General features: G+C 68.7%; 18 protein-coding genes. 11 read left to right on the top strand and 7 right to left on the bottom strand.

Translation table 11 applies throughout. From position 1 onward, the window contains the following. Positions 1 to 13 precede the first annotated feature (13 nt). Positions 14 to 937 (top strand): D-isomer specific 2-hydroxyacid dehydrogenase family protein, encoded by a 924-nt coding sequence (locus RBS12_RS14180; RefSeq protein ID WP_307966768.1) that lies wholly within the window; start codon positions 14 to 16, stop codon positions 935 to 937. Positions 938 to 1,144: 207 nt separating this feature from the next. On the opposite strand, the gene RBS12_RS14175 is transcribed toward RBS12_RS14180, so the two are convergent. Together RBS12_RS14175 and RBS12_RS14170 are read right to left on the bottom strand one after the other, a co-directional pair. Continuing rightward, on the bottom strand, positions 1,145 to 1,456 hold the full coding sequence (locus RBS12_RS14175) for a putative quinol monooxygenase (protein ID WP_307966767.1): 312 nt from the start codon (positions 1,454 to 1,456) through the stop codon (positions 1,145 to 1,147). Positions 1,457 to 1,705: 249 nt separating this feature from the next. Beyond that, positions 1,706 to 3,193 carry a multicopper oxidase domain-containing protein gene (locus RBS12_RS14170; protein ID WP_307966766.1) on the bottom strand — a complete coding sequence of 496 codons (1,488 nt, stop codon included), beginning with the start codon at positions 3,191 to 3,193 and terminating at the stop codon, positions 1,706 to 1,708. A 63-nt stretch (positions 3,194 to 3,256) separates the two neighbouring features. Between RBS12_RS14170 and RBS12_RS14165 the strand changes: the two genes are divergently transcribed. Both RBS12_RS14165 and RBS12_RS14160 read left to right on the top strand, forming a co-directional pair. Then, positions 3,257 to 4,159 carry a hypothetical protein gene (locus RBS12_RS14165; protein WP_307966765.1) on the top strand — a complete coding sequence of 301 codons (903 nt, stop codon included), beginning with the start codon at positions 3,257 to 3,259 and terminating at the stop codon, positions 4,157 to 4,159. A gap of 26 nt (positions 4,160 to 4,185) precedes the next feature. Further along, positions 4,186 to 4,914, top strand: a complete 729-nt coding sequence (locus tag RBS12_RS14160) for an NUDIX domain-containing protein (RefSeq protein WP_307966764.1) — start codon at positions 4,186 to 4,188, stop codon at positions 4,912 to 4,914. A gap of 162 nt (positions 4,915 to 5,076) precedes the next feature. On the opposite strand, the gene RBS12_RS14155 is transcribed toward RBS12_RS14160, so the two are convergent. Next, the gene (locus RBS12_RS14155) at positions 5,077 to 6,222 is read right to left on the bottom strand and encodes an ROK family transcriptional regulator (protein ID WP_307966763.1); all 1,146 of its coding nucleotides are present in this window, start codon (positions 6,220 to 6,222) and stop codon (positions 5,077 to 5,079) included. Positions 6,223 to 6,505: 283 nt separating this feature from the next. Between RBS12_RS14155 and RBS12_RS14150 the strand changes: the two genes are divergently transcribed. The 8 genes from RBS12_RS14150 to RBS12_RS14115 all read left to right on the top strand — a co-directional run bounded on the left by RBS12_RS14150 (position 6,506) and on the right by RBS12_RS14115 (position 16,348). Further along, on the top strand, positions 6,506 to 8,293 hold the full coding sequence (locus tag RBS12_RS14150) for an alpha-glucosidase (protein ID WP_373886526.1): 1,788 nt from the start codon (positions 6,506 to 6,508) through the stop codon (positions 8,291 to 8,293). 12 nt (positions 8,294 to 8,305) lie between these two features. Next, a complete protein-coding gene (locus RBS12_RS14145; RefSeq protein WP_307966762.1) occupies positions 8,306 to 9,598 on the top strand; it encodes an extracellular solute-binding protein in 1,293 nt (430 codons plus the stop codon). A 2-nt stretch (positions 9,599 to 9,600) separates the two neighbouring features. Then, on the top strand, positions 9,601 to 10,575 hold the full coding sequence (locus RBS12_RS14140; RefSeq protein ID WP_307966761.1) for a sugar ABC transporter permease: 975 nt from the start codon (positions 9,601 to 9,603) through the stop codon (positions 10,573 to 10,575). Then, complete coding sequence (locus tag RBS12_RS14135; protein ID WP_307966760.1) at positions 10,572 to 11,459, top strand: carbohydrate ABC transporter permease; 888 nt, start codon at positions 10,572 to 10,574, stop codon at positions 11,457 to 11,459. Before RBS12_RS14140 ends, RBS12_RS14135 begins: the two co-directional genes overlap by 4 nt. A 63-nt stretch (positions 11,460 to 11,522) precedes the next feature. Beyond that, the gene (locus RBS12_RS14130; RefSeq protein WP_307966759.1) at positions 11,523 to 13,121 is read left to right on the top strand and encodes a glycoside hydrolase family 66 protein; all 1,599 of its coding nucleotides are present in this window, start codon (positions 11,523 to 11,525) and stop codon (positions 13,119 to 13,121) included. 231 nt (positions 13,122 to 13,352) lie between these two features. Further along, entirely contained in the window at positions 13,353 to 14,876 is a 1,524-nt protein-coding gene (locus RBS12_RS14125) for a S8 family serine peptidase (RefSeq protein WP_307966758.1), read from the top strand. A gap of 97 nt (positions 14,877 to 14,973) precedes the next feature. Next, positions 14,974 to 15,579, top strand: a complete 606-nt coding sequence (locus tag RBS12_RS14120) for a DUF1326 domain-containing protein (protein ID WP_307966757.1) — start codon at positions 14,974 to 14,976, stop codon at positions 15,577 to 15,579. Between the two features lies 1 nt (position 15,580). Continuing rightward, positions 15,581 to 16,348 (top strand): DUF2182 domain-containing protein, encoded by a 768-nt coding sequence (locus tag RBS12_RS14115; protein WP_307966756.1) that lies wholly within the window; start codon positions 15,581 to 15,583, stop codon positions 16,346 to 16,348. A 3-nt stretch (positions 16,349 to 16,351) separates the two neighbouring features. Here the strand turns inward: RBS12_RS14115 and RBS12_RS14110 are convergent, their stop codons facing one another. The 4 genes from RBS12_RS14110 to RBS12_RS14095 all read right to left on the bottom strand — a co-directional run bounded on the left by RBS12_RS14110 (position 16,352) and on the right by RBS12_RS14095 (position 20,553). Further along, complete coding sequence (locus RBS12_RS14110) at positions 16,352 to 17,638, bottom strand: PLP-dependent aminotransferase family protein (protein ID WP_307966755.1); 1,287 nt, start codon at positions 17,636 to 17,638, stop codon at positions 16,352 to 16,354. Between the two features lie 73 nt (positions 17,639 to 17,711). Next, the gene (locus tag RBS12_RS14105; protein WP_307966754.1) at positions 17,712 to 18,344 is read right to left on the bottom strand and encodes a pyridoxamine 5'-phosphate oxidase family protein; all 633 of its coding nucleotides are present in this window, start codon (positions 18,342 to 18,344) and stop codon (positions 17,712 to 17,714) included. Then, a complete protein-coding gene (locus RBS12_RS14100) occupies positions 18,341 to 19,147 on the bottom strand; it encodes a creatininase family protein (RefSeq protein ID WP_307966753.1) in 807 nt (268 codons plus the stop codon). Before RBS12_RS14100 ends, RBS12_RS14105 begins: the two co-directional genes overlap by 4 nt. A 29-nt stretch (positions 19,148 to 19,176) precedes the next feature. Next, on the bottom strand, positions 19,177 to 20,553 hold the full coding sequence (locus RBS12_RS14095) for an FAD-binding oxidoreductase (protein ID WP_307966752.1): 1,377 nt from the start codon (positions 20,551 to 20,553) through the stop codon (positions 19,177 to 19,179). Between the last annotated feature and the right edge of the window lie 5 nt (positions 20,554 to 20,558).

Below are 20,558 nucleotides of genomic sequence, written 5' to 3'. Positions count from 1 at the left end.
TTACGCTGTGCCCATGACCACAACTCCCCGCATCGCGATCCACGGCGACGTCCTGCCCTTCCTCACCGATGCCATCGCCGCGGCGGGCGGCGTCGTCGTCGGCCTCGGGGAGCAGCCCGACGCCCTCGTCCTCGACCATGGCAACGACAAGCACGCGCTCCAGGACATCCTCGACGCGACGCCGTCGGTGCGCTGGGTCCAGCTCCCCTCGGCGGGCATCGAATCGTACACGCACGCCCTCGCCGCGCATCCCGACAAGGTCTGGACGAGCGCGAAGGGCGCCTACGCGAAGCCCGTGGCTGAGCACGCCCTCGCGCTCACGCTCGCCCTGTACCGGCACTTGCCCGAGCGCGCCGCCGCCCGTGCATGGGGGCGGCCCGCGGGCACGTCGCTGCACGGGCTCACGGCGCTCGTGATCGGCGCGGGTGGGATCGGGATCGAGCTCCTGCGGCTCCTTGCCGCGTTCGACATGCAGATCGACGTCGTGCGGCGCACCGACGCGCCCGTCCCCGGCGCGCGGCGGACGACGACGGCGGAGCACCTCCCCGAGTTGCTCCCCGAGGCCGACGTCGTGGTCGTTGCGGCGGCGCTGACCCCTGGAACTTCCAAGCTCATCGGCGAGGCCGAGCTCGCGGTCATGAAGCCGGGCTCGGTGCTCGTGAATATCGCGCGGGGCGGGCTTGTGGACACTGACGCTTTGGTCCGCGCCCTTGCGGACGGGCGCATCCTCGGGGCGGGCCTTGACGTGACCGACCCCGAACCCCTCCCGGACGGCCACCCCCTGTGGGACGAGCCCCGCGCCCTCATCACGCCGCACACGGCCGACACCCTCGAGATGATCCGGCCGCTCCTCGGCGAGCGGGTCGAGATCAACGTTCGGCGCTTCGCGATGGGCCTTCCGCTCGAGGGGCTCGTCGACCCGGCGGCGGGGTACTGAGCTCGGCTGGGCCCGGGTTCTGCAGGGATCCTTCTCGGCCCTGCGCCAACGTCCCCAGTTCTTCCGCCAACGTCTCCAACTCTTGGCCGGACGACGGCGGAACTCACCCGGAACGCCGCGGCCCTGCTCAGGTTGTGGTCGTCAAAGTTGGGGAGCCCGGCGCTGTAACTGGGGAGCCCGGACGGCCGCGTCGGGGCTGGCCCCGGGCTAGAGGAGTCCCTGCTCCGGGGTTCCAGCCTTGAGCGGGGTCATCGTCGTGACGACCGTCGGGCGCGCGACGAGCGGGTCGACCACGGCCTGAAGCGCCGCGACCGCGGTGCCGCGCGCGTGGGCGTCGAGGTGCTGGGCCGAGGTCCACTTCTCGATCATGGTGATCGTGCCGTCGGAGGCGTCGTGGATCGCGTAGAGCAGGCACCCGTCCTCCTCGTGGACGGCGGGCATGGTCGAGCGAAGGGCCTCGACGAGCTGCTCGCGCTGGCCCTCAGCGGGGTGGAAGACGGCAGTGACGACGACGGTCATGGTGCTCCTTGGCTCGTGGGGGCTGGTCGGCGGACCGGACTAGTCGAACCGTACCCGATCCAGGCGACCCTTCCTGTACGCGTACACGACGGGCCGCCTCAAACCCGTTCAGTCCTGTACGGGTTTCGCGCGTGGCCGGGCCTCGGCCAGGTGCTCGGCCGCGGAATGTCGCGGTCGCGCGATCGTCTGCGGCTGGGAACGCGTACACGACGGTCGGTGTCCCTTCGAGTACGCGTACTGGAAGGGACGCTAGTGGTGCATGCCCTCCATCGAGAGGGCCGACGGTCCCGTGCCGTCCTCGGTCACGAGGTACTGCCCCATCATCCCCTGGTCCTCATGCGTGACGACGTGGCAGTGGTACATGTACGGGACCTTCACGTCGGCATACGCAGGCATCTGCATCGCGATGCGGCTCCGATCGCCGGGGAGCAGTGGGATCGTATCTTTCCACCCGCGCAGATGCGCGGGTGGCGGCGTCCCGTTGACGTCGAGCAGCTGGAACTGCACGCCGTGCACATGGAAGTTGTGCTGATACGCGTTGGTGTTGTCCACGAGCCACACCTCGGTCGAGCTCTTCTTCACGATCTCGTCGACGCGGTTCATGTCCACCGTGTGGTTGTTGATGTTCCGGCCGTTGAGCGTGAAGCTGCGGATGTGGGCCCCGGAGACGTCGAGGGCCGGAATCGCAGCGAGCGCCGCGGGCAGAGCGGGCGACGGCGTGAGGCTCGCCGCCGCGTCGAGCCGCAGGACGTCGAAGTCCTTGCCGCCCCCGAACGAGGAGGCGGGGTTCACCGAGCCGAGGTCCGGCGAGAACGAGCGGAGCATGATCGACTCGCCCGGAGTCACCGAGACGACGATCTCCGCGCGTTCCGCGGGGGAGAGCTGCACCCGCGTAACCGGCGTCGGGGCGGCGAGGAGCCCGCCGTCGGACGCCACGACGTGGAAGGTGCGCCCGTCCGCGAAGCCGAAGTTGAACCAGCGACCGCCGCTCGCGTTGAGGAGCCGAAGGCGCACGCGGGCGGTCGTGACCTTGAGCGACGCGCCGAGGACGCCGTTCGCCGCGATCGAGTTGCCGAGCGTGCCGAGGGAATTGCCGGAGGAGTCGAACGTGAGCTGGCCGTTCGAGTCCAGGCGGCGGTCCTGGACGATCAGAGGGAAATCATCGACGCCGTACGTATGGGGTAGCGCGACGCCCGCGCCGGGCTCGTCTACGAAGAACATTCCCACGAGCCCGAGCGAAAGCTGCTTCTCGGTGCTCCCGTGCGGGTGGGGGTGGTACCAGAGCGTTGCGGCGGGCTGGTCGATCGTCCAGGCGGGCGACGACGATGCCCCCGGGTCGATCGCGAGGTGCGGGCCGCCGTCGTCCGCCGCCGGGAGCCGCATGCCGTGGAAGTGGAGGGTCGTGGGATCGCCGAGCTGATTGCGGATGTCGATGCGGACGCGTTCGCCGCGTGCCGCGCGGAGCGTGGGGCCGAGGTGGGAGCCGTTGTAGCCCATCGAGTCGGCGGGCTTGCCGGGGACGAACTCGTGCTTGCCCGCCTGCGCGGCGAGCGAGAAGACGCGCACGTCGCCGTCGAGCCGCGATTCCGCGAGGGGCGGGACCGGAAGCGGCGTGCCGAACCCGACCTTGGGGACGTCCTCGGGCGCGGCGCACGAGGAGAGGCTCGACGCAAGGGCCGGGGCCAGCACGGTGGCCGCCGCGGTGGCGCGGAGGAACTGGCGGCGGGAAAGAAGCACGCCTTCTAGCGTACGACCGCGCACGGCCCGCCCCGGCCCCGAGGGGTCCCTCAGAATTGAGGCATGGCTCGCAGCTATGCCTATACGTTTCCGCTGGTTCCCGTCCCGTCCTCGGGTCTGGAATACCCGGTCTATGGGCTCGACCTCGGCGGCGACGGCGCGCGGTCGGTGGTGCTGCGGTGTTCGGACGAGCTGGACCGGAAGGCCGCGTTCAAGAGGCTTTCCATGGCGCTGGCCTTGCTCGGCGTCTATGAGGGCCAAGGGCTCATCGAGCGTTCGTCGGGCACTTTCTCGGCTATTCCGTCCGAGGATGAGCCTGGGGAGAATCGGTATTCGCAGGACGTCACGGACGCCATCCTCCACCTCGAGAGATCCAACAGCCCTTACCAGATCCAGGCGTGCTTCACGTTGTCCCGCGGTTATGCGCTCCTGGCCGATCCCGAGAGCGCCATCATCGAATTCTTCAAGGTCATCGAGCTGTATATCAAGCAGCTCGCGTGGGTGCGCAGGCTGAGCGAGGGCGCCGCGAGGAACGTGCTCGTGGACAAGATCATCCTGTCCAAGCGGGTCAAGGACGATTTGCGGGTGCGCGCGGTGCTCGCTCCCGACACGATCAATCTGATCTACCGGATGAAAGAGCTCCGGAATCGATTTGTCGTGCACGGTGGCGTGCGCCCCATGGTCGCGGAGCTCTTCGGCGACCCGGAGGACTACGGGCAGCTTCTCGAGGAGTCGGCGTTCAAATATGACCCGGGTCTGCAATACGATCCTGCGTTCTTCGACCGGGCGCTCAATGACCTTTCCCTCGTCGGCGCGTTCCTGTTTTCGAAGATGCAGGGGCTCGAGCCGCTCGTGTGCGTCACGCCCGAGCGGTGGTCCCGCAGCAGCCCCCGCGTCCACGACGTGCTCGAGGCCGAGGGCGTCCGGTGGCTCCGCCCGGGCACCGGCCGGCTCCGGCCCCTCTAGCCCGTCCCGCGCGCCATACTGGGTGCATGCCCGAGACCCAGGCCGCCGACGACGCCGCGACCGTCGTGATCCTCCGCGACACTTCCGGGCCAGAGGGCGAGGCTGGAGTCGAGGTGCTCCTGCTCGAACGGCCCGGCCGAGGCTCGTTCGCGGGCGCATGGGCGTTCCCGGGCGGGCGGGTGGACCCGGAGGACTTCCGCCCCGGCGATCCGGCCCGGCTCCGAGCGGACGACGACGGCGCCGCCCCCGCCGCGGTGCCCCTCGCCGCGCGTCGTGCGGCCGTGCGCGAGACCGCGGAGGAGACGGGCCTCGCGCTCAACGAATCCGATCTCGTGGATCTCTCGTGCTGGATCCCGCCGCAGCGCGCCGAGAGGCGGCTGCGCACGTGGTTCTTCCTCGCGGCCGATCCGGGGGGCGAGATCGTCCTCAACGAGTCCGAGCACGTCGCGTTCGCATGGCTTGCCCCCGCGGCCGCCCTTGAGCGGCACGCGGCCGGTCAGCTCGCGCTGTTCCCGCCCACGTGGGTCACACTCCACGGACTCGTGGGCGCCGAGTCGTCGGCGGCCGCCCTTGCGGAGGCGGCTGAGCGCGGCCCCAGACTGTTCGCGAGCTTCCAGCTGTTCGGCGAGAACGGCCGGATCGAGGCGGTCCTGTGGAACGGCGACGCGCAATACCTCAACCCCGGCGCAATCGGGAACGCGCGGCACCGCCTGACCCTGACGTCCCTTCCGTGGGTGTACGAGCGCACGGAGTAAAGCTCGCGTGAGTGCAGCGACTGCCGGATGCGAGGCAGGCGGCACGCTTCGCCCGGACATGCTGAGGGTTTCGCAACAAAAGCTTCGCGCCACGGGTCATGGGGCGCTGCCGGATGCGCATCGGCGTGCCAGCTCGCTATCAGTCGGAGGGCTGATCCCGAGTCAGGACCGCGGCTGCTGCATGGCCGCGAGCGCCGCTCCGCGCGCCCAATAGATGTCGTCCACCTCGATGCATTCGAGGGGAACTGCTGCGGCATGCCTCTCGCGGTCTTGTCGGCGGCCGGCCTCGACGGCGTCGGCCGCCGTGTAGGCAAGGCCGACGCCCTCGCCGGTAAGGATGATCTTTTCGGGCATCGCGAAGCCTGAGGCGATCGTGAGAAGGCGGCCCAGCGCGAAGCCCGCCTGATCCACCGCGGCGCGCGCGAGCGGATCTCCTGCCTCGGCGAGCCGGAGCACTTCGTCATACTTCACGACGCGCCCCAACGACACTGAGGCGTGCGCCTCGATGTTCCGGATGCTCAGCATGACGTTCGCGCACCCGCGATGGCCGAGGTCGCACGTGGGCCCCGACGCGTCCAGAGGGGTATGGCCCACCTGTCCCAGACCCGCGTTGGCATCATGGATCAGCTGGTTCTTGATGACGAGTCCGTAGCCCACGCCGGCTCCTATCGTGAGGATCACGAGGTTGGCCACGCCTTGTCCGGCACCCCGCCAATGCTCGATGAGCGTGAGGGCATTCAGATCGTTCGTCACCGTGACAGGTATCTCGGTGTGCCCGCCGAGATACCTCGCGAACGGGACATTCTCCCAGTGCAGGAAGGGTGCGTAGCCCACTTCGCCGTCGTCCAGCACCTGCCCGCCAAGGCACGCGCCGAGTCCCGAGACGGGGACGGGATGCTGTTCCCGGAGCTCCTTGGCCATGAGCGCCACGAGCTCCGCGACGCGCTGAGGCTCGGTGGACTCGAGAGGAGCCTGTGCGCTGGCCAGGACGTCGGTGCGGAGGTTCACGAGCGCCGCATAAACATGGGTTCCCGTGATCTTCACGCCGATGAAATGATGGCGGTCGGCGTCGATCTCGAGCGGCTGAGTGGGCCGGCCGGTGGGCCCGACGTGGCGGTCGGGCGTCTCCCTGATCTCTCCGGAGGCCAGCAGCGGCTTGGTCACGCGGCTCAGGCTCGCCGCCGAGAGCCCGAGGCGCTCGGCGAGGGCGCTGCGAGACAGGGGCCCCTCGACCAGCAGCCGATACAGCACGTCCCGAGTCGATCCCGGCTCGCCGAGCCAGCTCGGATGCACAGGCGTCGCGTCCACTGGTTGCCTCCTCGCAGGTATGTCACTGTGATTTTGGCAGAACTTGGGCTTTTGCGCCAGAACTTCGACGCTTGAGATAACCGGGCCGGCAAGGCTGGTTGGCCATCCCTTGACACCATGAGACTTCTGTGACAAAACTTTGAGTGTTGAACAGATCACATCCTGAGGTGAACCGGTCTCATCGGCGGCGCAAGGCAGAGCCAGCCCGAGACTGCGTTCCCAGTCGGGAATCAGCCGCTTCGGCTCATCCTCTTCTCTGCGAACTTTCTGCGAAGGTGCCCCGTTGACAGTCATCTCCCCCCAAGAACGCGAAACCGTTCCCCGCGAGCGCGATTGGTTCCGCAGCGCCGTGGTGTACCAGGTCTATCCGCGCAGCTTCGCCGACTCGAACGACGACGGCGTGGGCGACCTCCAGGGAATCATCTCCAAGCTCGACTACCTCGAACGGCTCGGGGTCGACGTCCTCTGGCTCTCGCCCGTCTACCGTTCCCCGCACGACGACAACGGCTATGACATCAGCGACTACCGGGACATCGACCCCCTCTTCGGCTCCCTCGCGGACCTCGACGAGCTCATCGCGGGCCTTCACGCCCGCGGGATGAAGCTCGTCATGGACCTCGTCGTCAACCACACCTCGGACGAGCACCCGTGGTTCGTCGAGTCCCGCGCGTCGAAGGACTCCCCGAAGCGGGACTGGTACTGGTGGCGCCCGGCGCGCCCGGGTTTCGAGGCTGGCGGGCCCGGGGCCGAGCCCCGTATCCCCGGCGCCGAGCCGAACAACTGGGAGTCGTTCTTCTCGGGTTCCGCGTGGCAGCTCGACGAGGCCACGGGGGAGTACTACCTCCACCTGTTCTCGAAGAAGCAGCCGGACCTGAACTGGGAGAACCCCGAGGTCCGCGAGGCGGTCTACGAGATGATGCGGTGGTGGCTCGACCGCGGGGTGGACGGGTTCCGGATGGACGTCATCAACTTCATCTCAAAAGATCCCGCGCTGCCGGACGGCCCCGAGCGCGACGGCCGGCTCTACGCGGACGGAGGCGCATCGTTCATCTCCGGGCCGCGGATCCACGAGTACCTCAACGAGATGCACGAACAGGTGTTCGCCGGCCGAGACGAGGCCCTGCTGACGGTGGGGGAGATGCCCGGGGTCACGGTCGAGGATGCCGCGCTCTTCACCGACCCTGCGCGCCGCGAGGTGGACATGGTGTTCCAGTTCGAGCATGTGGGACTCGACCATGACGGGAGCAAGTGGAACCCCACCCAGCTGCGCCTGACCGAGCTCAAGGCGTCGCTCGGGCGGTGGCAGGCCGGGCTCGCGGAGCGTGGCTGGAACAGCCTGTACTGGGGCAACCACGACCAGCCGCGGGTTGTCTCGCGGTTCGGGGACGAGAGCCCCGAGTACCGTGAGCTCTCGGCGAAGATGCTCGCCGGGGTGCTGCACCTTCACCGCGGGACCCCGTACGTCTACCAGGGCGAGGAACTAGGCATGACGAACATGCCCTTCGCCACCATCGACGACTACAGGGACATCGAGGTCCTCAACCACTTCCGGGAGGCGACCGAGGTGCTCTGGGAGGACCCCACCGTCGTCCTCGCCTCGATCGCCCCGCTCAACCGGGACAACGCCCGCACGCCCGTGCAGTGGGACGCAGGACCTCAAGCCGGGTTCACGAGCGGCACACCATGGATCGGCGTCAACCCGAACGCCAGCGCCGTGAATGCCGAGGAGCAGATCTCGCGCGAGGACTCGGTCTTCAACTTCTACCGAATGCTCATCCGGCTGCGCCACGAGCTGCCCGTGATCGCCCACGGCGACTTCACGATGCTCCTGCCCGACGACGAGGAGGTCTACGCCTACATTCGGCGCCACGAGGATCACGAGCTGCTCGTGCTCGGGAACTTCAGCGCCCACCCACGGATTGCCGAGGTCGCGGACCCTCTCTGGGCTGACGCGCGGCGGCTCCTCGGCAACTATCCCGACGCCCACGGACTGGCCCTCAGACCATGGGAGTTCGCCGCCCTGCTTCGCCCCATCCCCCCTGCCCCGTTGGACACAGAAGTCCAGGCATAGAAAGGTTCCACCATGAAACGATCGCTGGTCCTGCCGACCATCGCGCTGGCCGCCCTGACCGGCCTGGCCGCCTGTGGCGTCGGCGCCGGATCATCCCAGAGCGCGCCGTCCGGCAACGAGCTCTCGCCCAGTGCATCCGTGTCCGGCGAAATCACGTTCTGGCACGCCTACAGCGCCGGTGGCGGAGAGATCAACGCCCTCGAGAAGACCATCATCCCCAACTTCGAAAAGCTCCACCCCGGGGTCAAGGTCCACGACGTGCAGGTCCCGTCCTCCGATATGCACCAGAAGCTCATCACGGCAACTGCGGGCGGTGCGCTGCCCGACGTCGTGCGTGCGGACATCGTCACGGTTCCGGAGCTCGCCAAGCTTGGGGTCCTCGCACCGCTGAGCGACGTCATGCCCGACTTCCAGAGCTGGGCGGCGAAGATGTTCCCCGGGCCCCTGGCCACCAACAAGTACAAGGACAAGTACTGGGGACTGCCGCTCGACACCAACACGAGGGTCGTCATCTACAACCAGGATGCGCTCACGTCCCAGGGCGTCAGCCAAGTCCCGAAGTCCCTCGATGACCTCAAGGCGGCGGCCAGCAAGGTGGGCGGCGGCAAGTTCATCTTCGCCGAGGGCGGGTCCGGCGCCTGGAACCTCCTGCCCTTCATCTGGTCCAACGGCGGCGAGATGACCGATCCGTCGGTCTCGAAGGCGACCGGCTACCTCAACAGCCCCCAGACGGTCGACGCCATCCAGATGCTCGTCGACATGTACAGGGCCAAGCAGATCCCCGGCAACATCCTCGGCGGCAGCGGCGACACCCCGACGTCGGACGGCCTTGCGAAGGGCCTCTACGACACGATCGTCGACGGTCCCTGGACCTTCCCCGGGCTGACCGCCTCCTACCCGAGCTTCAAGCCCGCTACCGAGCCGATGTTCTCGGGCTCGGCCGGGAGCATCAGCGTGGTCGGCGGCGAAGATATTGTCATGACGCAGCAGTCCAAGAACAAGGCCCTCGCGGCGGAGTTCGTCCGGTACATGCTTTCGCCCGACGCGCAGCAGGCGATGGGCAAGGTGGGGCAGCTCTCCGCCGAGCCCGCTCTGGCTGCCGATATGGCCTCGTACGCGCCGTACTACGCGCCCTACCTCGAGCAGCTCAAGACCGCCCGCCCGCGCCCCGCAACCCCGCAGTGGGCCAAGGTCGACGACATCTTCACCAAGCAGGTCCAGCTCGCCTTCCAGGGCAAAGTGACGGTCCAGCAGGCGCTCGACTCCGCGGCCTCCCAGATTGACCCCCTGCTCGCGCAAGGATGACCATGTCCACCGAAGCGCCGTTCCGTGCCCGCACGGAACACGTTCCCGCTCCGTCGCGGCCCTCGAAGCCGCGGCGGGGCGGGAGTTCCCGCCGCCCGGCCCACTGGTGGATCCCCTGGGCGTTTGCCGCGCCAGGGCTGGCCTTCTTCGCGCTCACCACCGGCTACCCTCTCGTGCGATCGCTGCAGATCAGCTTCTACCAGTGGTCGGTTCTTCCCGGGACGGACAGCCCGTTCGTCGGGTTCGACAACTATGTGAGGGCTCTCGGCGACCCGCAGTTCTGGACGAGCGTGGTCAACGCGGGGGCCTACCTCCTCATGACGGTGCCCGCGACGATCGCCGTCTCGCTCGTGTTCGCCGTGCTCCTGCACCGCCCCATGCCCGCCAGAACCCTCTTCCGGGTGCTCTACTACATCCCCGTGGTCACGAGCTGGGTCGTGGTGTCGCTCCTGTTCAAGTACCTCTTCAGCAGCGACAACGGCGCCGTGAATTGGTTCCTGCAGGACGTGCTCCACGCCGTCTCCGAACCAGTGCCCTGGCTCGAGCAGCGCTGGACTGCCCTCGCTGCGGTCTCGATGCTCGGCATCTGGAAGAACCTCGGCTGGTGCATCGTCGTCTTCCTCGCGGCGCTGGGCGGAGTCCAGCAGGACCTTTACGAGGCCGCGGCGCTCGACGGCGCGAACGCGTGGGCCAAGTTCGCCAACGTGACGTTCCCCGGCATCCGCGGGACCGTCATCTTCGTCGCGATCGTTCAGATCATCGGAGCGTTCAACGTCTTCCCCTCGATCCTCCTCATGACGAACGGCGGGCCCGCCGGCTCGACCGAAGTGCCCCTGACCTACATGTACAAGCAGGCCTTCTCGTTCTTGGACTTCGGCTTCGCCTCAGCTATGTCCTTCGTCATGGCCATCATCATTTCCGCGGTCTCCTATCTGCAGTACCGCATCACGCGTGAGAAGAAGGAGGCGCGGCGATGAGCAGCGCGCCAGCCACCCTCGTCGGAACCCCGTCCGCACGGCGGACCCCCAGCAGGCGCCGGAGTGCGATCGGCTGGACTGCAGCCCGGACGGCGGCGGTCGCCATCGGGGCGCTGTTCCTCATGGCGCCGTTCGTCATCATGGTCACCACGTCGTTCGAGCCGAACACCGCGCTGCTGCCCAATCCGCCGCATTTCCTCCCCCAGAACCCGACGATCGCCAACTATGTGGATGCGTGGACGGGCAGCGATTTCGCCCAGTACTTCGTCAACTCCGCCTATGTGTCGGTGCTGACGACGCTCGCCGCCGTGGCGATCTCGGCGATGACGGCCTTCGCCTTCGCCCGATTCGACTTCCCCGGAAAGAACGTCGTCTATGCGGTGCTGCTGGCCGGGCTCATGATTCCCGGAATCGTCATCATCGTGCCCCAGTTCATCCTGGCCAAGTCGCTCGGCATGCTGGACTCCCTCAATGGCCTCGTGTTCTTCTACACGGCCGGCCAGATCGCGTTCACCACGTTCATGCTGCGGGCCTTCTTCGAACGGGTTCCCACCGAGCTCGACGAGGCCATGACGGTCGACGGCGCTGGCACCTGGCGGAAGTTCGTCCGGCTCTATCTGCCCCTCGCGCGCCCGGCCCTCGCAACCGCTGCCGTGTTCGCCTTCCTCGGGGCGTGGGACGAATACGTCTGGGCCCTCACGGTGATCAGCGACGCCAGCAAGCGCACGCTCCCGTTGGGCATCGCGGCCTTCCAAGGCGAGCACAGCACTGCGTGGGGGCTCGTCTTTGCGGCCTCGACCATCGCCGTCATCCCCGTTGTCGCGGTCTACATCGCAGGGCAGCGACACCTCATTGCCGGCATCACAGCCGGCGCCGTCAAGTAGAACTCCCATGACCGGCCTGGCCCGGAGCCAGGCGCACCGAGCCAAGGAAAGCCAAGGAAATCTGTGATCTCCACCGAACTCCTCCCTGTCAAAGCCTCCTTCACGCCGGAGGACACTGTTGCCCTGGACGTGCTCGTTCCCGAGGGGACCACAGGTACGCTGACCGTCTTCCGCCTCGGTGATCCCGTGCTCCGCCTCAACGACGTCGGTCCGGGATTCCGCGCGCTGGGCAGCTTGCAGCCCGGCGGCTACGGAATCGAGTACAGGGCAGACGGGCTGACACTGCGCACCGCCGTCGAAGTCACGGCCGATCCCCGAGGTCGGCTGCGGTACGGCTTCGTGGCAAGCTACTCGCCGGACAAGGACGTCCATGGCGTAGTGCGCCGGGCTCGTCGGCTCCACCTGAACGGGATCCAGTTCTATGACTGGGCCTATCGGCACGCCGATCTCCTGGGCGGAGGCGAGGACTACTCCGACCCTCTGGGCCAGCCGATCTCTCTGGCCACCGTGCGGAGCCTGGCCAAAGCCCTCAAGGCCGTCGGCGCCGACAGCCTCGGCTACGCGGCCGTGTACGCGTCCGGCAAGGAGGAATGGCCGCTCTGGCACGCGCATGCGCTGACCACGGCTACCGGGGCCACCCACAGCCTCGGCGACTTCCTGAACCTCCTGGATCCCGCCGCGGAGCCCTGGCTCAGCCACTTCGCCCACGAACTCGCCCGGGCTGCTTCCGAGGTGGGCTTCGACGGCTTCCACCTCGACCAGTACGGATACCCCAAGCGGGCTACCACTCCCGATGGCCGCACCGTGGATCTCGCCGCATCGTTCGTCGAGCTCATCGAGCGGGCTAGGAAGGAGCTGCCGGACAGCCGCCTGGTCTTCAACAACGTCAACGACTTCCCCACGTGGGCCACCGCAAGCGCGCCGCAGGACGCCGTGTACATCGAGGTCTGGCCGCCCCACACGACCCTCGGTTCCCTCGCCCACGTCATCAACCGCGCCAAGGGCGCCCGGCGGGGCCAGCCGATCGTCCTGGCCGCCTACCAGCACGTGTACTCGTCCTCGGACGACCAGGAAAGCGCCGACAGGGCCACCGCGCTCACGATGGCCACGGCGTTCAGCCACGGGGCCACCCAGCTCTTGGCCGGCGAGGCGGACAGGATTCTCGTGGATCCGTACTACGTCACCAATCACGTGGCCAACACGACCACCGAACGGTTCCTGGCCCGCTGGTACGACTTCCTCGTCGAGTACGATCAACTGCTCATGGACCCGGCCATTGTCGACGTCACGGGATCCTACGCAGGCGGCTACAACGATGACGTCGACGTCGTCTACGCGGACACCCCCGTTTCCGAGGAACCCGCACCAGGAGCCGTGTGGCGGCGCATCACCCAGGGTCCTTCCGGGCTCGTGATGCACCTGATCAACCTCAAGGGCCAAGAAGACGCCCTGTGGGACTCTCCTCGGCGGGAACCAGTCACCCCGGGAACGGCAACTCTCAGGTACCGCCGCACCGGCCGCGGCCTCCCGCGCCTCCGCGTGGCGGACCCCGACCTCGAGCCGCGCTTGACAGAGGTGCCCCTTGTGGTCGACGGCGATTACGTCACGGCCCAGCTCCCGGCGCCGCGCCTCTGGCAGATCGTTCAGATCACCGAGGACTAGCGGTCACCCCCCACGCCTCGTCGACCGTCGAAAACGCGCAACGAACTCTTCACAAAAGGTGACCCACATCACTAGTCTCTGACGCGCGGGGCGCGCCGCACGTGGCTCGGATCGGCCGGATCGGCTTCCGGCCGGAGCGCCGTGGTCCGTTGCCCTCCCGGCAGTGGTGCCGAGAGGGTCCTCGGGACCTACCCCACGCGGACGACCTCCGCGGGGAGAACGGAGCCTTCCATGCACCTTGTCACTCGCACCTCGGCGCGCATTGTCGCGGCCGTCGGCGCGGTTGCCCTCGCGGCGGCGTTCACGACGGCGTCGATCTCGCCGGCCGCCGCTGACACGGCCCCGGCAGCCACTGGACCCAGCCAGAACTACCTCGTCCTCTACAAGTCGGGCGGAAGCGCGGGAGCCTCGCGTGACGCGATCGCCCAGGCTGGCGGAGCGATCGTCCAGGACTACGCCGAGATCGGCGTCGCGATCGTCTCATCGGGCGCGTCCGGGTTCGCGGCCCGTCTCCAAGCCGCCGATCCGAGCGTCGACACCGCGGCAGCAACGGCGTCGTTCGGGGTTTCTCTTGGGGAAGACACGGCGACGGACGCCGCGGATCCCGTCTCGCCGACCCCCGTGCCCGGCGCCGACAGTCTCTCGGGCCTTCAATGGGACATGAACCAGATCCACGCGCCCGAGGCGCGTGCAATCAACGGTGGGAGCCGATCCGTCGTCGTCGGCGACATCGACACGGGTCTCGACTTCTCGCATCCCGATCTCGCCCCGAACGTGGACTTCTCGCGCAGCGTCTCGTGCGTGGGCGGTGTGCCGAATCAGGCGCCGTCGGCGTGGATGGACGACAACGGCCACGGCACTCATACCGCTGGAACGATCGCGGCAGCGAAGAACGGGATCGGCATCGTGGGCGTGGCCCCGAACGTCATGGTCGCCGGCATCAAGGCCGGGGACAAGGCTGGGTTCTTCTTCCCCGAGGCCGTCGTGTGCGCGTTCATGTGGGCCGGGCAGCACGGCATCCAGGTGACGAACAACAGCTACTTCGCGGACCCGTGGCTCTTCAACTGCAAGAACGATCCGACGCAGCGGGCCATCTGGGAGTCCGAGCGGCGCGCGATCCGCTTCGCGCAGTCGCATGGGACGACCGTCGTCGCGGCCCTCGGCAACGCCTCCGACGACCTCGCGCACCCGACCCAGGACGTCACGAGTCCGGACAACACGACGCCCGTCACGCGCGAGATCACGAACGCGTGCGCCGTCGTCCCGGCCGAGGTGCCCGGCGTCATCGGAGTGAGCGCGGATGGCAACAAGGAGTTCAAGTCGTTCTACTCGAATTACGGAGTGGGCGTCACCCAGGTCATGGCTCCGGGCGGCGACTCGATCCTGCAACGGACGGCCGCGGCCCCCAACGGTCGCGTGCTCTCGACGTGGCCGGCGTCGCTCATCCAGAACTGCCGACGCAAAGTGTTCGACGCCTCGGGCGCGACGTACTGCTACCTGCAGGGAACGTCCATGGCCTCGCCGCACGTCACGGGCGTCGCGGCGCTCGTCGTGAGCTCGGGTGTGATCTCGCCGGGTGCCGTCGCGGCCCGGATCACGGCCACGGCCGATCCGCTCGCGTGCCCCGACACGGCGATGTACGCGCCGTTCCCTGCCGTCGACAACGGCGCCCCGCAAGTCTGCCAGGGCGGCGTGGGCAGCAACTCGTTCAGCGGCAAGGGCCAGGCGAACGCACTCCGCGCCATCGGCGGGTAGTCGGCGAGACCACGTCTTGACCTTGGCCGGCGTTCGGAGGACAGTTGCCGATCGTAGGGGTTCCGTGTGGGGTGAGGCCGTCCTTTGAGGAGCTCACATGACATGGCACATCGAAGGCACGTACTTCGAGAACTGCAACTGCGACATGGTCTGCCCATGTTCCACCTCTGGCCTCACCGCGCCCGCCGACAATGACCGCTGCGATGTGGTGCTGACCTTCCATGTCGACAAGGGCGACGTCGACGGCGTCGACGTCGGTGGCCTGACCGTCTGCGTCGTGGCCGATTCACCGGCGCTCATGGGCGACGGCGGCTGGAAGATGGGCGTGGTGATGGATGCCGCTGCTTCGGCTCAGCAGGCCGAAGCGCTCGGCGGAGTCTTCGGCGGTCAACTCGGGGGACCGCTCGCGGGCCTCGCCCCGTTGGTCAGCGACATGCTTGGGATGGAGACGCGCGAGATCTCGTATTCCGAGGACGGTCGCGAGCACAGGGTCCGCATCGGCGATGCCATTGACATTGCCGTGGAGGACTTCGTCTCCCGGTTTGATTCAACCGGCGCGGGCGTCAAGGTCAGCGGTGTCGGCTTCCCCGCCGATACCTTGGCCGCGGGGCGTGCCACGACCTCTACGGTGAACATCTTCGGCCTGTCGTGGGACAACACCGGGAAGAATTCCTTCTCGGCCCCGTTCGCCTGGTCGGCCTGAGTTGGCGGGGCAGGCCCATCTGGCCGTCGGCAACCGGGCGGCCCTGCTGGTGCTGCTCGGCTGCTCGGCCGTCGCGTGGTACCTCACCGTCCTGGGAGCCCGGGGCATGCCTCCCGGCCCCGGGACGATGGGACTCGCCCTCGGAGGGTTCCTCGCGGCGTGGACCCTCATGATGGCCGCCATGATGCTCCCGGCCTTGGCCCCCTTGACCACGATGTACCTGCGGTCCCTCCGGGCGACCCCGAGCGCGGCGGTCCGCGCTTTTCGGACCGTCGCGCTCGTGGTCGGCTACCTCGTCTCGTGGGCCCTGTTCGGGGCGCTCGCCTTCGCGGCCGCGCTGTTGGCCGGTCAATTGGCGACGACGGCGCCTGCGGTCTCGCCGTGGGTTGGGGCCGGAGTCGTGGCGGCTGCCGGCGTCTACGAGCTGACTCCGCTCAAGGACTTCTGCCTTCGCCATTGCCGTTCGCCGCTTGCGTTCCTGCTCCACGTTTCGGGCTACAAGGGCACGTTCCGTGACGTCAGGGTCGGCATCTACCACGGCGTGTACTGCGTGGGGTGCTGCTGGGGCCTCATGGCGGTGCTGACCGCCGTCGGCCTGACGAACCTTGTATGGATGGCGGCCATCGCGGCAACCGTGCTGCTGGAGAAGACGTGGAGCCGCGGACGGGCGGTCAGCAGGATCGTCGGGGTGGCGCTGATCGCCTTCGCATTCCTCGTGCCGGGGAATCCGGCCCTGCTGCCCGGGTTGTACGCCTCGGTGGGGATGTGACCCTTACCCCGCGTTGGCCTCCACGGCGGCGCGGATCACGGGCGCGAGGCGGCGGACGCCCTCACGGATCTGCTCGGGGGCCACGCCGCTGAACGCGAGCCGGAGCTTGTTGCTCGGGACGTCCGACGGCGTGAACGCGGCTCCCGGGATGAACACGACACCAGCGTCGATCGCCTGGTAGAGGAGGGGGTACGTGTCGATCCCCTCCGGGAGGGTGACCCACACGAAGAAGCCGCCATCCGGCGTCGTCCATTCGGCCTCCGCGGGGAAGTATTCGGCGAGGGCCTGAAGCATCGCCGCGCACCGCTCGGCGTACACCGCGCGGGACTCCGCGAGGTAGCCTCGCCAGTCGAAGACGCGGAAGAACTCGGTCACGAGCAGCTGGGTCAGCGACGACGGGCACAGGACCACGGCCTCGGCCGCGAGGTAGAAGCGGCGGTAGAGGTGCTTCGGCACGAGGGCCCAGCCGAGCCGGACGCCGGGGGAGAAGATCTTGGAGAACGAGCCGCAGTAGATGACGTCGTCCGGGTTGTCCGCGCGCAGGGGCGCGAGCGGGTGCCCGTCGAACCGGAGCATGCCGTAGGGGTTGTCCTCGAGTACGAGGATGTTGTGTTCGCGGCAGATGTCGACGACGCGCTGGCGGCGCTCCGCCGCGAGCGTGATGCCGGATGGGTTGTTGAAGCTCGGGATCGTGTACAGGAGCTTGATGTTCTTGCCCTCGGCCTCGAGCTCGGCGATGCGGCGCTCGAGGTCCTCGGGGATGAGGCCGTTCGCATCCATGCCGATCGGCTCGGCCTTCACCTGGTACGCCTCGAACGTGTTGAGCGCGCCGACGTACGTGGGGTCCTCGACGAGGACGACGTCGCCTGGGTTGCAGAAGACCTTGGCCGCGATGTCCTGCGCGGACTGCGAGCCGGTGGTGACCACGACGTCGTCGGGCGATGCCCCGAGGATGCCCTCCTCCGCCATGATTTCGCAGATGAGCTCGCGAAGCTCTTCCGTGCCCTTGCCGCCGCCGTAGTGGAGCGCCGTCATGCCGTGCTCGGCGATGACGCGCTTCGCGGTCTCTGCGACGAGGTCGACGGGGAGCTTGGACAGGCTCGGCGAGCCGCCCGCGAGCGAGACGAGGCCGGGGCGGATGGAGATGTCGAAGACGTCGCGCACGGCGGACTGCTTGATGTTGTGCGCGCGCTCGGAGTACAGCGCCTCATGGCGGTGCTTGGCCTCGGCGCGTTCGAAGGCGGTCTGCGTTTCGGCGGTCAGTTCGACGGCGGTGTCCTGTGAAGTCACTCACACAGCGTAGCGTGAAGTTTCCAAATACGCACCCTTTGTTGACGCAATGACGGACCGCTGGACCGCGGAGCTAGCCCGGGAGGGCGGCGAGCGCCCACCGGCCGCCGTCGCGCTCGTAGGCGAGGCGATGGCTCGGCCCCGCGTCGTCGGCCAGCCAGAAGGAGATCCGCACGGGAGCGAGCGCGTATCCGGCCCAGTGCGGGGGCGGCGCGAGCATGCCGGGCGGGTGGGCGGCGTCGAACGCGCGCCAGCGCTCCCGTCGCTCGGCCAGCGAATGCTGCGCCATCTCGGCGTCATTCGCCCACGCGAGCACCTGCAGATACCGGGTGCGGTGGGAGTAGGCCGCCGCAGCATCGCTCGCCGTCAGGCGCTCGACGTCGCCCGTCACCACGAGCTGTCTGCCTGCCTCGGGCCACACGAGCGTCGCGGCGGCCCGGGGGTTCGTCGCGAGCTCGGCGGCCTTGGCCGAACGAGCGTCGGTATGGAAGAAGAAGCGCTCCCCGTCGAACCCCGAGAGGAGCACCGTCCGCGCGGCCGGGTAACCGTCGCGGCCGATCGTCGCAAGGGTCATCGGACCGAGCGGAGCGCCGTCCCATCCGGGCAGCCACGCGGCGAGGAGGGCGAACGGATCGGCGGGCGCGCCGTCGTCCGCCTCGCCCGCCGCGGCGAGACTACCCGGCGCTCCGGCGTCGAACGGGATCATGCCTCGCCCACGCCGGCCGGCACCCGCGGACGGCTGTGCTCGAAGCGGGCGATCTCGCGCAGGGACTCGACGGCCTGGTGCACCGAGGCCTCCCACAGCACCTCGCCGTAGGCGGGCGTCGCCTGGGTCGGATCGCCGACGACGCCCGGCGTGCCGAAGTCGTTCGAGAGCCACCCAAAGCTCACGGGCCGGCCGTTGAATCCGATGAGCGCGAACTCGGCGAGATGTTCGGGCACCCATCGCTCCGCAAGGGAGAGGTCCACGAGGTCGGGGCGCAGACGCAGGACGAGCGAGGTCTCCGCTGCGCCTCCGTGGATGCCCAGGCCGTGCTCGTCGAGCCCCTCGCCCGCGGGCGGGGCCGCCGGCGCCAGCGAGGGCATAAGGAACGTCCTGAGGCCGAAGCGCTTGCGGATCTCCCGCAGCGCCACCTGCAGCAGCGCGACGTTCCCGCCATGCCCGTTGACGAACACGAGGGTCCCAGCTCCCATGAGTTCGACGGCGCGGCCCACCTCGACAACGGTGCGGAACACCGTCTCAGCGTCGAGCCACACCGTGCCGGCGGCCCAGCTGTGCTCGTCGGACTTCGTATAGGCGAGCGTCGGGAGCTGCCAGACGTCGAGGCCCTCTCCGGCGGCGCGTTCGACGGCGGCACTCCCCACCGCTTCGGCGAGCAGCACGTCCGTGACGAGAGGGAGGTGCGGCCCGTGGTGCTCGATCGCCCCCGTGGGAACGACGACGATCGAGTCCTTCGTGATCCGGCTTGCGAGGGCTGGCCCCGAGAGTTCGGCTATGTGGCGGTTCATTCAGTCTCCTAGTTTCCCGGCTGCTGGTTTCACGGCTGCGCTGATCCTGCCGGCTGCGCTGATCCTGCCGGCTGCGCCGACGCCGTCGAATTCCCCGCCGCGGCGAGTTCCGGGGCGCCGAGGTGACCCGGATTGAGCAGGCCGCCGGGGTCGGTGCGTTCCTTGAGCGCGAGGAGGTCCTCGACGCCGTGGTCCACGTAGAACTGGTGCGGGCTGTGCACACGGACCCCGAGCTCGATGAGCTTCGCGTAGCCCGCGTAGACTTCCTCGGCCCCGGCGTACTCCGCCGCGAGCATGCCGATCGGGAACAGATGCGCCGCCTCGATGTGCAGCATCCCGCCCGGATACACGGCCTCCACCTCGTGGATGCGATCGATGAGCGCTTCGCCGCCCACCTCGACGTGGAAATACTCCACGCCCGGGCTGTTCTTCTTGAGCCACCAGATCGGGTGGTTGTAGGAGAGCATCGAGACCTTGACCGTCTGCGGGGCGCCCTCGCGCACAGCCTCGACGGAGCCGCCGGCCGCGCCGATGAGCGAGGTCGCGGCGTCGAGCGCCTCGGCGTCGACGATCGCCCGCAGGCTTGCGCGCCCTGCCGGGATCGCGGGGTCGGCGGGGAGCCGCTCGGCGATGTACGCCCGGTCTGCGCTCACGAGCCGCGGGGCAGGCTCGATCCCGCGCAGCGTCCGGACCGCACTGAGCGCCTCCTCGAAGGACGGGAAGCTCGCGTAGACCGCGCGCCAGTCCTGGGCGGGCTCGAGCCGGACGGTCGCGCGGGCGATGACGCCCGCCGTGCCGTACGTGTGCACGAACGTCTGTGCCTCCGCGCCCTCGACGTGGACGAGGGTGGGCTCGGAGCCCGGGAGGGCGACGTCGAGCGCGACGACGAAGCCCTCCCAGTTCGAGCCGCGCGCAATCGACCCGGTGCCGCCCGAGCCCCCGGAGAGGAAGCCGCCCACGGTGGACTGCGCCGTCGACGGATACATCCACAGCTGCTGCCCACGGGCGTTCGCGGCCTGCTCGAGAACCACCATGGGTGCGCCGGCCTCGGCGGTGATCACGCCGTCGCCCACCTCGACGACGGCGCGTGCGCGCGTCGTGTCGAGGACGAGGCCGCCGTGCAGCGGGATGCCCTGGCCGTAGTTGCCGGTCCCCTTGCCGCGCGCCGTGACCGGGACGCCGTGGCGGGTCGCCGCGGCGAGGACGACAGCGATCTGCTCGGAGGTCGCGGGGTAGGCCACGAGATCGGCCAGGCCGAGCGGGAGCTGCTCGGAGAGGATCGGGCTCATCGTGGCCTCGTCGACCGACGCGCGCTCGCGGGTCTTGAGGTCCGCGCTCACGCCGCGCTCGCCGAGGAGGACGGCGAGCTCGGCGCGCAGCGCTTCGAGGGTCTCAGGGGTAGCCATGGTGG

It is taken from the genome of Sinomonas sp. ASV322 (genome assembly GCF_030908245.1).
In the GTDB taxonomy this organism is placed as follows: Bacteria; Actinomycetota; Actinomycetes; order Actinomycetales; family Micrococcaceae; genus Sinomonas.
This window is presented reverse-complemented; position numbering and strand designations above follow the sequence as displayed.

Coding starts and splice junctions, on each gene's coding strand:
- RBS12_RS14175 (WP_307966767.1), bottom strand. CDS start 1,456: ATGACCGTCGTCGTCACTGCCGTCTTCCACCCCGCTGAGGGCCAGCGC.
- RBS12_RS14160 (WP_307966764.1), top strand. CDS start 4,186: ATGCCCGAGACCCAGGCCGCCGACGACGCCGCGACCGTCGTGATCCTC.
- RBS12_RS14095 (WP_307966752.1), bottom strand. CDS start 20,553: ATGGCTACCCCTGAGACCCTCGAAGCGCTGCGCGCCGAGCTCGCCGTC.
- RBS12_RS14180 (WP_307966768.1), top strand. CDS start 14: ATGACCACAACTCCCCGCATCGCGATCCACGGCGACGTCCTGCCCTTC.
- RBS12_RS14120 (WP_307966757.1), top strand. CDS start 14,974: ATGACATGGCACATCGAAGGCACGTACTTCGAGAACTGCAACTGCGAC.
- RBS12_RS14105 (WP_307966754.1), bottom strand. CDS start 18,344: ATGATCCCGTTCGACGCCGGAGCGCCGGGTAGTCTCGCCGCGGCGGGC.
- RBS12_RS14100 (WP_307966753.1), bottom strand. CDS start 19,147: ATGAACCGCCACATAGCCGAACTCTCGGGGCCAGCCCTCGCAAGCCGG.
- RBS12_RS14145 (WP_307966762.1), top strand. CDS start 8,306: ATGAAACGATCGCTGGTCCTGCCGACCATCGCGCTGGCCGCCCTGACC.
- RBS12_RS14140 (WP_307966761.1), top strand. CDS start 9,601: ATGTCCACCGAAGCGCCGTTCCGTGCCCGCACGGAACACGTTCCCGCT.
- RBS12_RS14125 (WP_307966758.1), top strand. CDS start 13,353: ATGCACCTTGTCACTCGCACCTCGGCGCGCATTGTCGCGGCCGTCGGC.
- RBS12_RS14165 (WP_307966765.1), top strand. CDS start 3,257: ATGGCTCGCAGCTATGCCTATACGTTTCCGCTGGTTCCCGTCCCGTCC.
- RBS12_RS14135 (WP_307966760.1), top strand. CDS start 10,572: ATGAGCAGCGCGCCAGCCACCCTCGTCGGAACCCCGTCCGCACGGCGG.